General features: G+C 32.1%; 14 protein-coding genes. 2 read left to right on the top strand and 12 right to left on the bottom strand.

Annotation, left to right across the window (positions count from 1 at the left end):
• Positions 1 to 59: 59 nt before the first annotated feature.
• The 6 genes from ACN0WI_RS05325 to ACN0WI_RS05300 all read right to left on the bottom strand — a co-directional run bounded on the left by ACN0WI_RS05325 (position 60) and on the right by ACN0WI_RS05300 (position 7244).
• Positions 60 to 791: a shikimate dehydrogenase family protein gene (locus ACN0WI_RS05325; protein ID WP_417885611.1), complete on the bottom strand. Its 732-nt coding sequence runs from the start codon at positions 789 to 791 to the stop codon at positions 60 to 62.
• Complete coding sequence (locus tag ACN0WI_RS05320; protein WP_417885610.1) at positions 788 to 1804, bottom strand: DUF368 domain-containing protein; 1017 nt, start codon at positions 1802 to 1804, stop codon at positions 788 to 790. The genes ACN0WI_RS05325 and ACN0WI_RS05320 overlap by 4 nt, the downstream gene beginning before the upstream one ends.
• On the bottom strand, positions 1791 to 2729 hold the full coding sequence (locus tag ACN0WI_RS05315; protein ID WP_417885609.1) for a DUF368 domain-containing protein: 939 nt from the start codon (positions 2727 to 2729) through the stop codon (positions 1791 to 1793). Before ACN0WI_RS05315 ends, ACN0WI_RS05320 begins: the two co-directional genes overlap by 14 nt.
• Positions 2730 to 2763: 34 nt before the next feature.
• Positions 2764 to 4164: a tetratricopeptide repeat protein gene (locus tag ACN0WI_RS05310; RefSeq protein WP_417885608.1), complete on the bottom strand. Its 1401-nt coding sequence runs from the start codon at positions 4162 to 4164 to the stop codon at positions 2764 to 2766.
• 99 nt (positions 4165 to 4263) lie between these two features.
• The gene (locus ACN0WI_RS05305) at positions 4264 to 5451 is read right to left on the bottom strand and encodes an aspartate aminotransferase family protein (RefSeq protein WP_417885607.1); all 1188 of its coding nucleotides are present in this window, start codon (positions 5449 to 5451) and stop codon (positions 4264 to 4266) included.
• Positions 5448 to 7244: an OstA-like protein gene (locus tag ACN0WI_RS05300; RefSeq protein ID WP_417885606.1), complete on the bottom strand. Its 1797-nt coding sequence runs from the start codon at positions 7242 to 7244 to the stop codon at positions 5448 to 5450. Before ACN0WI_RS05300 ends, ACN0WI_RS05305 begins: the two co-directional genes overlap by 4 nt.
• Positions 7245 to 7478: 234 nt before the next feature.
• On the opposite strand from ACN0WI_RS05300, the gene ACN0WI_RS05295 reads away from it, so the two are divergent.
• Positions 7479 to 8243, top strand: coding sequence for a ferritin-like domain-containing protein (locus tag ACN0WI_RS05295; RefSeq protein ID WP_417885605.1), 765 nt, complete (start codon positions 7479 to 7481; stop codon positions 8241 to 8243).
• Positions 8244 to 8268: 25 nt separating this feature from the next.
• Positions 8269 to 9123, top strand: a complete 855-nt coding sequence (locus ACN0WI_RS05290; protein ID WP_417885604.1) for a ferritin-like domain-containing protein — start codon at positions 8269 to 8271, stop codon at positions 9121 to 9123.
• A gap of 76 nt (positions 9124 to 9199) precedes the next feature.
• Here ACN0WI_RS05290 and ACN0WI_RS05285 read toward each other — a convergent pair whose 3' ends face one another.
• The 6 genes from ACN0WI_RS05285 to ACN0WI_RS05260 form a co-directional block, all read right to left on the bottom strand.
• Positions 9200 to 10474 carry an adenylosuccinate synthase gene (locus ACN0WI_RS05285; protein ID WP_417885603.1) on the bottom strand — a complete coding sequence of 425 codons (1275 nt, stop codon included), beginning with the start codon at positions 10472 to 10474 and terminating at the stop codon, positions 9200 to 9202.
• A gap of 12 nt (positions 10475 to 10486) precedes the next feature.
• Positions 10487 to 10942, bottom strand: coding sequence for a Fur family transcriptional regulator (locus ACN0WI_RS05280; RefSeq protein WP_417885602.1), 456 nt, complete (start codon positions 10940 to 10942; stop codon positions 10487 to 10489).
• A gap of 28 nt (positions 10943 to 10970) precedes the next feature.
• Positions 10971 to 13181 carry a RelA/SpoT family protein gene (locus tag ACN0WI_RS05275; RefSeq protein ID WP_417885601.1) on the bottom strand — a complete coding sequence of 737 codons (2211 nt, stop codon included), beginning with the start codon at positions 13179 to 13181 and terminating at the stop codon, positions 10971 to 10973.
• 75 nt (positions 13182 to 13256) lie between these two features.
• Positions 13257 to 14492, bottom strand: a complete 1236-nt coding sequence (locus ACN0WI_RS05270; RefSeq protein ID WP_417885599.1) for a M48 family metallopeptidase — start codon at positions 14490 to 14492, stop codon at positions 13257 to 13259.
• Positions 14493 to 14535: 43 nt separating this feature from the next.
• Positions 14536 to 15342: a TrmH family RNA methyltransferase gene (locus ACN0WI_RS05265; RefSeq protein WP_417885598.1), complete on the bottom strand. Its 807-nt coding sequence runs from the start codon at positions 15340 to 15342 to the stop codon at positions 14536 to 14538.
• A 109-nt stretch (positions 15343 to 15451) separates the two neighbouring features.
• The gene (locus ACN0WI_RS05260) at positions 15452 to 16522 is read right to left on the bottom strand and encodes a DUF3810 domain-containing protein (protein WP_417885597.1); all 1071 of its coding nucleotides are present in this window, start codon (positions 16520 to 16522) and stop codon (positions 15452 to 15454) included.
• Between the last annotated feature and the right edge of the window lie 152 nt (positions 16523 to 16674).

Here is a 16674-nt window from a genome sequence, read left to right as displayed (position 1 = left end):
TAAAATTGGGCAAACATTCCTATTTGTTTATGAGTTAGAAAAGCATAAAAAAACAATATTTATGAATTCCAAATACGCCAAGCTGCTTCTGCCTGTAATTCTAACATATTTTGACCATTTACAGCAGTAGCTCCATTATCTTTCGATTTTTGCATAAAGCTTGTTACCGAAGGATTATAAATAAGATCGTACACCAAATGATTGTTTGTGATAAATTGATAGGGAATATCCGGACAATTTTTTATATCAGGATATGTTCCTAATGGTGTGGTGTTTATTAGTAAAGAATATTTTAGTAAAATTTCCTTAGTAAGTTCTGTATAACTAAATTGATTTTTTTTCGGGGTTCTAGATACAAATTTATAACTAATACCTAATGTTTTTAAGGCATACGCTATTGCTTTAGAAGCACCGCCTGTGCCCAATATTAGTGCATGTGTGTGTTGTGGCTGTAAATAAGGCCGAATTGAATCACGAAAACCTATAAAATCGGTATTATAGCCAATTAATTTACCTCCTAACTCAAACTTAATAACATTTACGGCTTGAATTGCTTTTGCCTCTTCCGCTAGATCATCTAAAAAGTCTATTATTGCAACCTTATAAGGTATAGTAACGTTTAGACCGGCAAAATTAGTACTTTTTTCAAGTAATAACGGAAATTCTGAAATATCAGCTATATCGAAATTCGAATAATCAGCATTTATATTTTCTTTCTGAAATTTTTCTGAAAAGTAACCTCGTGAAAAGGAATAATCGATGTTTTTACCAAGTAATCCGAAATGTTTCATTTTATATTTTTATTTTTTTCGTAGAAGGCGAGGCCTAAAACTATAAAAATTCCAACTAAAATAAAGAAAATTGCCATATAGGTTTGTACTATTGATAAATCTGGGAAATATCGGTTATAGTTATCTATAATTTTGTTTCCATGGCTATCTAATAAAAAATTAGATTGTAAATCTAACTTGTATATTTTTGTTTTCCATGGCCAAACTACACCTAGCGATCCTGTTATAAAGCCTATAATAACCGCAAAAGTATCTTTTTTATAGTGTTTTAATACATATCCTAATATATGAGATAAAGAGATTAAACCTGCCAGTGATCCTAACGCAAAAACTAACATTACTTTTAAAAGATGAATGCGTAATGTATTTTCTAAAAAACTAAAGTCGAAACTAATAATATCGGCCATAGTATCATAAAGAGCGTTAACAGAGTCTACAAGTAATAATACATAATTACCTAAAAGAATAAGAATGAAAGAGCCAGAAAGCCCCGGTAACGTCATTCCGGAAACACCAATAATTCCGCAGAAAAAAACAAACCATAAATTATCATTTTCTTTTGCGGGTTCTAGCATGCTGATAAAAACTCCTGCCAAAATCCCTAATATAGCAAACGTAATACTTCTGCGGTCCCAATTACTAAAATCTTTACTGATATAATAAATAGAACCAATTATTAATCCAAAGAAACCAGACCAAACATAAAGCTCATAATTTACCATGAGGTAATCTAGTATTTTAGATACACTAAAATAGCTGATTAACATGCCTAGTATAAGTAATATTAAAAATTTACCGTTTATATAATGATAAAAGCTTCTAAATCTACCGTTAATAATTAATTTTAAGGCTTTTAAGTTTAGTTTTTGTAATGAGTATATAAACTCCTCGTAAAAACCAGCTACAAAAGCTACAACACCACCAGAAACACCAGGTACTTTATTGGCAGCACCCATTGCTAAACCTTTCAGAATAAGAAAAATTTTATCGGTAAATGTTCTAGTTTGTTGCATTGCTTTTTTCAGGTTTAGTATCGGCTAAACTTTCCAGAAGAAAAATAAGTCCAAAACCAGCAACCATTAGTATAATGGAAAATAATAATTGCGAATCTCCTTCAAAGTTCCATGGAAGAACAGAGGTTTCTTTCAAAACAACTTCTTTATCTCCATATTGTGCTGTTTCTAATATTTTTTTCCATGGCCAAATTTTGTTTAAAGAACCCGCAATAAAACCAGTAAGAACCGCTAAAGTAAGATTTGTATAATGAGCAAATAACCATTTTAAAACTTTAGAGAAGCTAAGTAAGCCTATTACTGCACCTACAGCAACAATACCTATTGTTTTAAAATCGAAATTATGTGCCGCTTGAGTAACGGTTTTATAAGCACCTAATAAAACCAATATAAATGCGCCTGAGATTCCAGGTAAAATCATAGCACAAACAGCTAAAGCACCTGCCAAAAGCATATATAATAAACTATCAGTACTACCCATAGGAGGTAAAGATGTTACGTATAATGCTGCACCTGCACCTGCAATTAGTGCAATGACTATTTTAAAATTCCACTTTGGTATTTGTTTCCCAACATACCATATACTTGCTAATACTAACCCGAAAAAGAAAGACCAAATTAAGACTGGATAAGTTTCTAGTAAATAGTTGGTAAGGCGCATTAACGTAAATACACTAATTAAAATTCCGGTAAAAAGAGCTACAATAAAATTACCATTTAATTGTGTCCAAAAGGCACTTAATCCTTTGTTTTTCCAAGTTTTAATAAGTGATAAATCTACACCGCTTATAGTGTCAATTAATTCTTCATAAATACCGGAAATAAATGCGATGGTTCCACCGGAAACACCCGGGACAACATCTGCTGCTCCCATCGCCATTCCTTTTAAAGTAATGGTAAGATAATCTAAAAAGCTTCTTTGCATGGCTAAAAATTAGTTCCGTCAAATTTAGGAAAAATTAATCTGAAGCTTTCTGATAAGATTTTATTAATTTTTGAACACTTTTTCTAGAAAAAATTTCAGGGAATAATTCTTCAATAATGATAATAAACTCTGAATCTAACTCTAAACCATTGATCAAATGTTCGTAAGCTTCTTCAGATTTATTGATTTTAAAATATAATCCGCTTAATCGATATTCTATTTCTGGAGAATCCGGATAAAATTCTACAGCTTGTTTTAAATTTTTAATTGCAGTATCGAACTCTTCCAATATAATTAGTGTATCGCATCGTTTAAGCCAAGTATCTAATTCATAATTACCAAGATCAAGTGTTTTTTTAAAGCCTTGTTCTGCCTCAAGATAAAACTCTAATCTAGTGTTTATTTTTGCGTATCGCTTCCAGTACAATACGTTTTCTTCATCAATATTTATGGCTTTATTGATGTAATACAATGCCTTTTTATAATTTTTATTCTTAAAATAATAATCAGTAATTGCAATCCAACCTTTATCTAATAATGGATCTTCGTGAACTGTTTTTCTGTAATATTTTAATGCCGATTTTTGGATGCCTAATTTGTCGTAGCATTTACCAATCCGTAAATATGCAAAAGAAGTAGGATCGTCTAGTTGAAGGGTGATTTCATAATTTTCAATTGCTTCAGCATAACGCTCCATTTTTTCTAATACTTTCCCTTTTTCCATATAAGCACCGATGAAAAGTTCATCGCTGATAATTGCAAAATCGAAAGCAGTATAGGCTTTTTTGTATTCTTTTAAATCGAAATATTGTTTACCTAGTTGATGCCAAGCAACTTCACAATATGGATTTTTATTAAGATAGCTATTCAAATATTCGATTGCTTTTTCTTTTTCATCTAAAAAATCGAAACAATACATTACATTATATAATGCAGAATAATCTTCTTCGTCTGTTTCCAGACATTTCATGAAATTTAATTTGGCATTTTTGAAATCTTCCATAAAAAGATACTCCATGCCAATCATCGAATAAATTTCAGCTTCCTCTTCAGTTACTTCTAGAGCCATTTTTAATACTTGAATGGCTTTTTCATGCTGATCTCTTTTGGATAAAATTTGTGCTTTTTGAATATATACCTCTTCATTAGAAGCTTCTAAAACCTGAACTTCATTCAATAACGAATCAGCTAATTCTAATTTATCTTCGAAGACTAGAATTTCTACTTTTAAAAGTTTCAAGTTTGTAGAGGTAGGGTGCTGAGAAAGCCCCAATTTAACGGCTTTTTTAGCCAAATTTATTTTTCCTATTTCTAGGTAGTGATGAATAATATTTTCAAATTCGTTAGAATCAAAAAACAACACATCGTTTGTTTTTAACATCGACTCAAACCGAGTTAATGAAAAATTATTCTCTTCGTTATGGCTTAATTGCATAAGCTAGGGGTTGCAAGATTTCTATGATTAAAGGTATAAATGTTTTTTAACTTCGATGGGACGTTCGCTAAAATTGTTATTAACAAAATAATAAACAACTTATACCTTAGTTTTTATTTCATCTAAAACATCAATAATAATGCCACATCCTTTTCTTATTTCTTCTTTAGAAATTGTGAGTGGTGGAGTAATACGTATTGCTTTTTTCTCGTATAATAGCCAAAATAAAATAAGGCCTTTTTCTTTACATTTTAAAATAACTTGATTAGTAATTTCTTCCGAATTGGTTATTGCCGCAAGCATGAGTCCTTTTCCTCGAATTTCGGTAATTAAAGGATGGGTCAATAATTCTCGAAATAATTTTTCTTTTTCTAAACTTTCCGAAATTAAGTTTCCTTCTGTGATTGTTTCTAATGTGGCTAAGCAGGAAGCAGCAATAAGCGGATTCCCCCCAAAGGTGGTAATATGGCCCATAGCGGGTTTATCGGCTAATAAATTCATTAATTCTTCTGAAGCTATAAAGGCACCAACCGGAACTCCGCCTCCCATTCCTTTGCCTACCGCTAGAATATCTGGAACCACATCATAATTTTGGAATCCAAATAATTGTCCGGTTCTTCCAAAACCAGGTTGTATTTCATCTAAAATTAATAAAGCGCCAACTTCTTGACATCTCGTTTTTACTTTTTTTAGATATTCGGTGTTGGGAAGAATGAATCCAGCTCCACCTTGTATGGTTTCTAAAATTACTGCTGCTGTTTTAGTTGTAATTTTAGATAAATCTGATTCATTATTAAATTCAATTCGATTAATATCGCCTATTAATGGTCGGAATGGTTTTTGCCGTTCCTCGTAATCCATTAAACTTAGAGAGCCCATTGTATTACCATGATAGGCTTTTTTAGCACAAATAATTTCAGTTCTAGCTGTGGCTCTTCTAGCTAATTTTAAGGAACCTTCTATTGCTTCTGTACCAGAATTTACTAAATAAACTTTATTTAAAGGGGCTGGTAGGGCGCTTGCTAATTTTTTAGATAATGAAACAGCAGGTGCTTGTGCATATTCTCCATACACCATTACATGCAAATATTTTTCGGCTTGCTCTTTTATTGCTTTTACTACTGCTGGATGGCAATGGCCAATGCTATTGGCCGAAACTCCGGCTACAAAATCAAGATGTTTTTGGCCATCTGTTGTATAGATATAGGATCCCAGTGCTCTAGAAACTTCTAATCCTAATGGATGTAATGTTGTTTGTGCCTGATATTTTAAAAAATCTGTATTCAATTTTTAGGGTTAGATTTTATTGTTTTAGAATTTTGGTCGGATATTGTATCCATAACTTTCTTAGTATCTTCTTGGACCTTTAGTGTATCTGTATCTTTTCTTGAAGCATCTTTTAAATCTTCTGCTTGAAGTCTAGAATTGGGATTTAATAGTTGCTTACTATTTTCAGGATCTCCGAAAAATTTATCTTGTTCTTCAGGAAGTTTAATTCCTTCAATTTTTTTAAGTTTTGGTTTTTCTTTACCTAAAAATAAATCTTGTTTTTTGGTAAGTTGTTCTTCGCCACGCCAATTAAAACCACTTAATTCTCTCTCTGGTTTAGGAAATTGATCTTTTGGCTTTAAATTACCATCTACATTCTGATAATAATACACATCTTCTATATCTCTATCTTTAAAGAAAATTTCAATTCTACTTGATAACGTTTTACTAATTCCTATTAATTCGCCATCTTCACTTCGGCTATAATAAAGTGTTTCCGTATTTTTATCGATATCGGTTCGATAAATTTCATTGTCTTTAAAATGCCCTATTAATTCTTGACCTTTAATCTGGTTATATCCTTCAATAGTGTCTTTATTAATTAAAAATGCATTTTTATAAACTAGTAAACTATCAATTTGTTCGGTTTCTGTATTACTGATAATTTTTATAGTATCCCCCGTCATTTGATTTAATCCTGACCAAATAACTGGTTTTCTTCCAGGTTTAGAAATCGAAGTTGGCTTTACAGGAGTATTATTAATATTGATAAGTTTAGTAATTCCCTCTTTTTGATCTACATAAATAGAATCACTTTTTCCACTCATGTCAGCCTTAAAAAGACGGACATCATAAAAACCTCGTATAACTCGGTTTTCAGGTTTGCCGGTAATTAATAACGTGTCACTACTTATAAATAAGGAATCGTTTTGTTGCAAGCTAGAGGCTAAAGGCCATTTTGTAATTATTACAGAATCTTTCTCTCGGTAAACTTCGGCATAATGCCCGCTTACCACACTTTGGTTGGCAGTATCTATTACTCGAATGTTATTAGTAGCAGAAGCAAAATTTTTAGATCGGTCGAAATATAAACTATCGCCTTTTACGGTACGATTATTATAATCTATTTTCGAATTTTTTACAAAATACCCAGTATCACCACGAGTATCGTAAAAACCTCTTTCGCAATAAATAGTAGTTGTTTCACTTTCTATGGTAGATGGCCCATACATATATGCATTTCCAGTTTCCGAATAAAAATCCATTTGATTGGAATGTACTATATATTTTGGATTGGTAATAGTTACATCGGTGTTAAAAGAATATTTATCGTCTTTTAAATAATACCGACCAATCTGGCTAGTTAATACACTTGCTGTATCAATTATTTTACCACCGCTTCGGTAATAAGCTTCATCTTTTAATCTATCGAAAAATAGGGTGTCGGTTTCTAAAGTAGTATTTGGACGTTGCATTTTTACTTGTCCACTGGCAAAGGCAAATTGTGTATCACCATTATATTCGGCGTAATTACTCTTCATACTTACCGTGTCTCCTTGTTTCATGCGGACATTCCCATAAGCCTTAAAAAAATTTTCATTCTCATAAAATACGGCATTATCGCACCATACATCAATTCCCTGATGTATAAAATGAACTTGTTTACTAACCTTACTCATTATAAGTGCACCTGGATAATCGGGATCTTTACTTGAGCGGTCTTCTTCGTGTTTAATGGTCGTATTTTCTTGAGCTTGGAGACTTGAAAATCCCAAGAAAAAGAGTACAAGAAAGAAAGTACATTTCTTCATTTAAAAAATTTGTTCAAAAATAATCAAATTGAAAACAATAGCAGTAGCTGTTTTCTGAAATTATATTCTACTCAATTTTTAACGTTTTTTAGTGATGATAAATCAATATTTATTTGTTTATTATGCGATATTTGTAATTTTAATGTTTTTTTATTTAGGGTTTTTTAACAATTTTGTTAAAACCTAAGTTTAATAACTCTCGTAAATATAAGTAGAACCCAATAAAAATCTATTATGAAAAAAAACAAAGTTAAAGTTGAATTTGGCGAAGAAAACAAAGCTAAATCGAGAAGGAGATTCATTAAGTTAAGCGGTTTAACGCTGGCAGGAAGTGCTGTTTTGTATGCATGTAGTGAAGATGACGATTTTATTAAAGGAGAAGACCCAGACCCAGATCCAAATCCAGAAGTTTTTGATCTTGGGAGTGGTGATGTAGGTATTTTAAATTATGCCTATGCGTTGGAACAACTTGAAGCAGCTTTTTATATAGAAGTTCTTAATGGTTCCTATTTTTCAGGTGCTGTTGATGCTGAAAAAGAAATTTTAACTGATTTAAGAAATCATGAGGTAATTCATAGAGAATTTTTCAAAACAGCAATAACAGCTGCTGCCGGTGAAGAAAAAACATTACCAGAATTGGAATTTGATTTTTCCGATGCTGTAGACTTCTCTGATAGACAGTCTGTTTTGGATACCGCATTATTACTAGAAGATACCGGAGTTTCAGCATACAATGGTGCTGGTAATTTAATACAGAATCCCACCTACTTGTTATTAGCTGGTAAAATTGTATCGGTAGAGGCTAGGCATGCCTCTGCGATTGCAGATTTATTAAATCCAGGATCCGCAGATTTTGCAAGGGATGGAATATTAGTAGATGTAGGAGGTTCTGGTGTAGCATATGATAAAGCCACACCACCATCAGAAGTGCTTTCTGCAGTAGTTGGTTTAAATGTTGTAAAAACACCATTTACGGCTAACAATTTACCAACCGAATAATCAAATCACCTTTAAATTTAAAATTATGAGTTTACTAAAATTTCTTGATAAATTATCAAATGAAGATATATTACACGCAAAACGATCTAGAAGAGATTCTTTTAATCAATTTAAAAATTTAGGAAAAACTGCAGCATTAATTTCTATACCTTTTGGTCTAGCAGCTTCAAGTAGCAAGACCAGAGCAGCTACAATGAATATGGGAGCAGCAATGTTTCAATCCTCACCTACTGATGTTTTAAATTTTGCATTAACTTTAGAATATTTAGAGCGTAATTTTTATAGAATGGGATTAGATTCAGATGGTTTAATACCTGATGAAGATAAAACTGTATTTGCACAAATCTCTAAGCATGAAGATTCGCATGTTGATTTTCTTGTAGCCGCTTTAGGTGATGCTGCCATTACTGAACCAAATTTTGATTTTACAGGAGGCGATCTCAATTTAGATCCTTTTGGTGATTATTCTACTTTTATGGCTTTAGCACAAGGTTTTGAAGATACCGGAGTGCGAGCCTATAAAGGACAGGCTGGCGCTTTAATCGACGATAACGATTTATTAAAATACGCATTACAAATTCATTCGATTGAAGCGCGACATGCTTCTCAGGTACGAAGAATGCGAGGCGAAAAAGGATGGATAACAAATGCTGAAAATACTTTACCCGCACCATTTGCTGGAATTTATGAAGGTGTTAACACAGAAGAAGATGATACACCAACTTCTGAAGCTAATTTAGTACAAGGTGGTGTAAATTTATCAGGTAAATTTGAAAATTTTGGTGGTAATAGTGCTATCTCAGAAGCTTTTGATGAACCTTTAACAATGGCAGAAGTAAATGCAATTGCTTCAACTTTTATAGTACCTCAAGCTAGCTAGTGTAAATAATAAACAAACAAAAAAGGCTGCTCTTTAAGCAGCCTTTTTTGTTTGTTCAATATATTATATTTGATCTCTATTTTCTAGTAATTGTTTGAGTTCTATCTGGCCCAACAGATACTACAGAAATAGGAACGTTTAGTTCTTTTTCTAAGAATTCAACATACTCATTAAATTCTTTTGGTAATTGTGAAGCTTCCGTCATTTTTGTTAAATCTGCAGCCCATCCTTTTACTTCTGTATAAATAGGGGTTACATTTTCTTCTTCTATATTATAAGGGAGGTGTTTAATCTCTGTTCCTCTATAATTATAAGCAGTACACACTTTTAAAGTATCAAAACCACTTAAAACATCACCTTTCATCATAATCAGTTGGGTAATACCATTAACTTGAACAGCATATCTAAGTGCAACAAGATCTAGCCAGCCACATCTTCTTGGTCTACCGGTAGTAGCACCAAACTCATTACCAACACGACCCATTGTTTCTCCGTCTTTATCAAAAAGTTCAGTAGGGAAGGGTCCGCTACCAACACGAGTAGTATAGGCTTTAAAAATACCAAAAGCTTCTCCGATTTGTCTTGGTGAAACTCCTAAACCTGTACAAGCTCCTGCTGCAGTTGTATTAGAAGAAGTTACATAAGGATATGTTCCAAAGTCGATATCTAAAAGCGACCCTTGTGCCCCTTCAGCTAAAATTGTTTTACCTGAATTTTGAGCTTGTTGTAAGTACTCTTCGCTATCAATAAATTCTAAACCTTTTAAAGTTTGAATAGCTTCGAAGAATTCTTTTTCTAATTCTTCTAAATCATATTGAACATCAGCATCGTAAAAATCGATCATTCTCACGTGCTTATCAACAAGTGCTTGATAACGATCTTTAAAATCATCTAATTCTAAATCACCAACACGGATTCCATTACGACCTGTTTTGTCCATATAAGTAGGACCTATTCCTTTTAAGGTAGAGCCAATTTTTGCTTTTCCTTTAGAGGCTTCAGATGCAGCATCTAGAAGTCGGTGGGTTGGTAAAATAAGGTGTGCCTTTCTTGAGATAAGCAATCTAGACTTATAATCGATGTCGTGTTTTTCTAGATTATCTAATTCTCTTTTGAAAATTACAGGGTCAATTACAACTCCATTACCAACTAAATTCACTACATTGTTATGAAAAATTCCAGAAGGTATTGTGTGTAATACATGTTTTTGACCATCAAATTCTAATGTATGTCCTGCATTTGGGCCTCCTTGAAATCGTGCTACGATATCGTACTTAGAGGTGAAAACGTCTACAACTTTTCCTTTGCCTTCGTCTCCCCATTGGAGCCCTAGTAGTAAATCTACTGCCATGAAAATATTACGTTAATTATTTTTGTTTTTTTGACCATAAAAATATAAAGAATGTTTATTGATTTTGATATCAAAAACTTCTTCTATGGTTTGTTTTATAGATTGAATTCTAGGATCACAAAACTCTATTACCTCTCCAGTGTCGGTAAGAATAATATGGTCATGCTGCCTATCGAAATAAGATTTTTCGTATTGAGCTTGATTTTGCCCAAATTGATGTTTACGTACTAGTCCACATTCTAACAACAATTCTATGGTGTTATAAAGGGTAGCGCGGCTTACTCGATATTTTTTATTTTTCATTTTGATATACAACGATTCTATATCAAAATGTTCATCGTTGTTATATATCTCTTGTAAAATAGCAAAACGCTCGGGAGTTTTTCGATGTCCCTTTTCTTCCAGATATTTGGTAAAAACGTTTTTTACTATTGCCTGATCGTTCTTATTTACTATTTTTTTACTCATAAGTATATTCTTCAGCAAAGGTATGCCATTATTCACGTGTAACCTTATCGATCCCGTTAATTTTTTTAAGGCGATTAATAACTTTAGTCAAAATGGAATTATTTTTAACGATTAAGGTAATTTTACCATTAAAAATACCATCGTCACTTTCGAAATTGATGTTCTTCATATTTACATGCATATTTCGAGAAATTTCACGAGTAATTTCGCTTACTAAACCAATATTGTCTATTCCCTTTAATTTAATAACTACTTTAAATTCTTGTTGAGTAGAATCTATCCATTTAGCGGGAAGAATTCTGTATGCATAATTACTTTGTAATTGTAATGCATTTGGACAATTAAGTTTGTGAACTTTTATTCCTTCATTTACCGTAACAAAACCAAATACATCGTCTCCAGGTATAGGGTTACAGCAATTCGCTAGTTTATATTCAAGTTCATCTTCATCTTTTCCAAATACTAATTGATCGTATTTGGATGTGATTTCATCTTTGTTGATATCTTCATTAAGCTCTGGCTTTTTGCTTATTTTTCGTTTAATATAATTTACTAAGCCATTGCCTCTAGAAGCTACAAATTCTTTTAATGCATGGTTATCTATTTTACCAATTCCTACTCGATAAAATAAATCTAGACTTGTTTTTAAGTGGAAATGAAGAACTAAATCATTAACTGTTTTTTCATTAAACGGTATTTTTTGTGTACGTAATTTACGCAACAAAATAGCTTTTCCGTCTTCTGCAATTTGTTTTTTCTCTTCTTTTAGAGAAGTCTTTATTTTAGCCCGAGCTCTACCTGTACTTGCATAATTAAGCCAGTTTATATTTGGTTTTGCATTTTCAGAAGTAATAATCTCTACTTGGTCACCACTTTTTAAAACATGGCTTAACGGAACTAATTTGTTGTTTACTTTTGCACCTCTGGTGTGTGTGCCAACCTCGGTATGTATACTAAAAGCAAAATCTAATGGTGTAGCTCCTTTAGGTAAGGATTTTAAGTCTCCGTTTGGAGTAAAAACAAATATTTCTTTTGAATATAAATTTAGCTTAAATTCTTCTACAAAATCTACAGCATTTACATCAGGATTTTCTAAAACTTCTTGAAGCCGATTAAGCCATTCTTCAATTCCTCGATCTTCTTTATCTTCTGAATTTTTATACTTGTAGTGAGCCGCATAGCCTTTTTCTGCAATTTCATGCATGCGCTCACTCCGAATTTGCACTTCTACCCAGCGACCTTTTGGGCCCATAACTGTAATGTGAAGTGCTTCGTATCCGGTAGATTTTGGAGATGAAATCCAATCTCGTAATCGAGTTGGGTTAGGCCGAAAATGATCGGTTACAACTGAATAAATTTTCCAAGCTAAAAATTTCTCGTTTGCTGTATCTCCTTTATAAATAATTCGGATGGCAAATTTGTCATAAACTTCATCGAAGCTTATGTTTTGCTTTTTCATTTTGCGCCAAATCGAATATATCGATTTTGGACGTCCTTTTATTTCGTAATTAAGATGTTCGTTATCTAATGAATCCTCTATAACTTTAGAGAACTGTTTAATATATTCGTCTTGATCTTCTTTACTTTCCTTTATTTTTATAAAAATATCGGTGTAAACTTTAGGTTCTGTATATTTTAAACCTAAATCTTCTAGCTCGGTTTTAATATTATATAAACCTATCCTATGAGCCAAAGGAGCGTATATATAAAGTGTTTCAGAAGCAATTTTAACTTGTTTATCTCTGCGCATAGCATCCATGGTTTGCATGTTGTGCAAACGGTCGGCTATTTTGATGATGATAACTCGGATATCATCATTCAGCGTAAGTAACATTTTTCGAAAATTCTCAGCTTGTAACGAAACATCTTTATCTTTTTTAAGATGTGATATTTTAGTTAATCCATCTACAATTTTTGCTACTGTACTACCAAATAATTGTTCTAAATCGTCTAATGTAAATTCGGTATCTTCTACAACGTCGTGTAATAAAGCTGCGGCAATAGAAGTCGCATCTAGTCCAATTTCAGAGGCAACAATTTTAGCCACAGCAATAGGGTGGAAAATATAGGCTTCTCCAGATTTTCTACGTTGATCTTTATGTGCATCAACAGCTGTATCAAAAGCTGTTCGGATTAGTTTTTTGTCTTCATCTGTCAGCGTTTGATAGCTAATTCTAAGCAATTCTTTATACTGCCTAGCAATCTCTTTATTTTCTTTTTCTGTAGCTGCTTCTGTCATATTTTAAAAATACATAAAGAATAGTCAATAATCAATAACCAAATAGCAATTATAAACATTCATTTTTTAATTGTATTAATCGCGCGTTAAATTATGGTATCGTTGTAATAAGCTGGGATGTGAGTAATGCCAAAAAACGTAGATTTTATGCGGTGTTAAATTGCTTAAACTATTTTTACTGAGTTTTTTTAAACTACTAATTAAGTATTTAGCATTATAAGTTTGTTTTGCATAATTATCGGCTTGATATTCGAATTTCCGGGAAAATAGATTCATAATAAGTGCGGTTATTTCGGAAATAGGGCTATACAATATTCCAAATGCAATTAAACCAATATGGAAACTTGGTGTTGCCACTCCTAGAGCTTCCGATAAAAGTGGATTACCAATAAATAAGCTTAATAACCAGAGTGTGAAACCAGTGGTTGCAATTGAAGCTATTAGATTAAAAATAATATGCTTTTTTTTGTAGTGCCCAACTTCGTGAGCTAAAACAGCTACAATTTCTTCTTCTTCTAAATCGTTAACCAGAGTATCGAAAAGTGTAATTCTTTTTTCGCTACCAAAACCTGAAAAATAGGCATTAGCTTTAGTACTTCGTTTAGAGCCATCGATAATGAAAATGTTGTCTAGTTTAAAACCGACGCTTTTCGCATAACTTTCAATTTTAATTCTTAATGAACCATCTTCTAATGGAGTTTGCTTGTTAAATAATGGAACGATAAGTTTTGCATAAAACATATTCACAAATAGTGAGAAAATAGCTACTAAAATCCAGGCATACCACCAAAAATTAGCACCAGCAAATTGGTAAAACCAAACAATTAGAGCTAAAATACCACCTCCTATTATAGCCATTAATAACCAGCCTTTAATTTTATCTATAAAAAATGTGGATTTTGAAGTTTTGTTGAATCCGTATTTTTCTTCAATAACAAATGTAGAGTAGTAGGAAAATGGTGTGGTAATAATATCGCTTCCAATCATTATAATTCCGAAGAAAATAAGCGCAATTATAATCTGATTATCAGAAAATCCTCTAGCAATAGTATCTGCCCATTCAAATCCATCGAGAAATAAAAAGCCTAGCGTTAAAATTAGCGAAAATCCAGAAGTTAATATTCCAAATTTGTAACGTTCCTTTTTATAGCGTTGGGATTTTTCGTATTCTTCTTTATTGTAAACATCATTTAATTCTGAAGGAATAGGATCGTCGAAATGTCGAGCATTTAAAGTATCTAATATTTTATCAAAAATAAAGTCTGCCAAAATAAGTGCGACAATACAATAAAACAAAGTTTCTGAATTCAAAGCGAAAAAAATTATAATAGTATTTATAAATAAAGTCCCGAATCTACAAAAATGATCGCTGTCTTTTAGCTTCAAAAATAAGAATTCCTGCAGCTACCGAAACATTCATACTATCTATAGCTCCATCCATTGGGATAATGATATTACTTTTAGCTGCATCTCGCCATTCTTGGTTTAAACCAGTAGCTTCAGTACCTACAACAATGGCAGAAGCTTCGGTGAAATCTACGTTAGTATAAATTTCTGAAGCTTGTAAAGCGGCAGCGTAAATAGCGATGTTTCTTTGTTGAAGAAATCCGATAATTTCAGTTGTTGTTCCGGTAGCAATTTGATTGGTAAATACGCAACCTACGCTAGATCGAATAATATTTGGATTGTATAAATCGGTTTTTGGATTAGCAATTAAAACAGCATCTACATTTGCCGCATCTGCAGTTCGTAAAATAGCACCGATATTTCCCGGTTTTTCAGGTGCTTCGGCCACTAAAATTAGTGGATTATTGTTTTTGAAAGTAAGAGTTTCAAGATTGTTTTCTTTGGAAGCGAATATAGAAATAACACCTTCTGTGCTGGAGCGATAGGCTAGTTTTTGATATACTTCTGAAGAAATTTCAATAATTTCAGCATCAGAATTTTCAAAATCGGGAAGGGTTTTAAATTCATTTTCCGATAAAAATTCCGAGCAAAAATAAACCTCTAATAATTTAAAATTACCGGTAAGAGCAAGTCCGGTTTCACGCAATCCTTCTACTACAAATCGATTTTCTTTTCTTCGATTTCTAGATTTTTCCTGTAGTTGTAACAGGTTTTTAATGCGTTTGTTATGCGGACTTGTAATGCTTGTATTCATAATAGCGAAAATAGTAAAAACTAGCTTGGTTTTTATTTTTGATGTTGAATAGAAATAAGATTTTTAAAATCTGAAATCTATTTTATGGAATTTCGATTATTAAATCTATTTAAAAAGCATTTTCGGTATCCTCGTAATAATTTACCAATAGAGCAACCACATAACTATAACTTTTTAATCCTTTTTTTTGATTATTTACGATTAAAAATTGATTGTAAAATGATTGAAAAATAGGTTCAAATGGATTTTGATGGTGTAACCAAAAATCTTCAACTTCTTTATAATTTTTTAAAATTCCCGGATGTATTGTTTGTATTAATTTTTCAGCTTTTTTTTGATCTCTACGTAAAAGTTCGCCTAAGCAATATCGTAAAGCAAATGTAAAGCCACAGTATCTAAAATACTTGTCGGGATGGTTTATTGTGACCAAACAGGCTATAAAATTGGCTTCGTTTTCTTTAGCAAAACCTAATTGATGGCCAATTTCATGGCTGGCTGTAGTTGGTATTTTAAACGGGACAATAGTAGTGTTAACTTGAGCTTCTCCAGTAAAGGGATTTAGATATCCGTTAAATCCCATATACGTTAACGGCCAACTAAATAGAGATCGTTTTAAACTATGCCCAGTATAAGTGAGTTCAGGAAAGTCATTTTTTATTGCTGCGTAGCCTTCTAAAGTATGCTCGAAAATTTGAGATTTTGAATATGGAATTTCAACTTTAGCAGAATCGTCTTTTGTGATTTCAAACTGTATTTTATTGGATTGCTTAATTAGCGTTTTGGTAAGTAGTACTAATTCTTCAGTAGTGTAGGTGTTATCTATCTTTAAGGATTGGTGTAGTGGAAGCCTATAATAATTGAAGCCCCAAAAAAAGTGAAAGCAAAAATAAATAACCGATAATGTAGCAAATAATTCTACAATCCAATTTTTTGGATTTTTAAATCGAGTTTTAAAACGTTTAATAACCCATCGGATAATAAAAATTCCGAAAATTATATATAAAACATCTCCAAAGGAAAAGGGTATAATCCCCAGAGACCAACGCATTATCTGCGATATATGGGGATAAATGCCGTGACTGTACCAAGTTTCTATCAACAACTCATTACCGGCTAACAAACTAATTACTAGAATTTGAACCGGTAACAATAAAGCAAGGATTAATTGGCTTTTTTTCATCTTTTTTTCAAAAATACTATAATTATAGACAGAAAAAATAAAAACTAGTATAGTAGCTAAGGATTTCAGGTAATTTAAGCATAAGCAAGGAATATATAGTATAATCTGTTTTTGTATTAAATAATTAATATTGATTGTTATTATTTAATATT

Origin of the sequence: Zunongwangia sp. (assembly GCF_048269745.1) — a bacterium.
Classification (GTDB): domain Bacteria; phylum Bacteroidota; class Bacteroidia; order Flavobacteriales; family Flavobacteriaceae; genus Zunongwangia.
The sequence above is the reverse complement of the archived record's forward strand: the minus strand, read 5'-3'. Positions and strand labels throughout refer to the sequence as shown.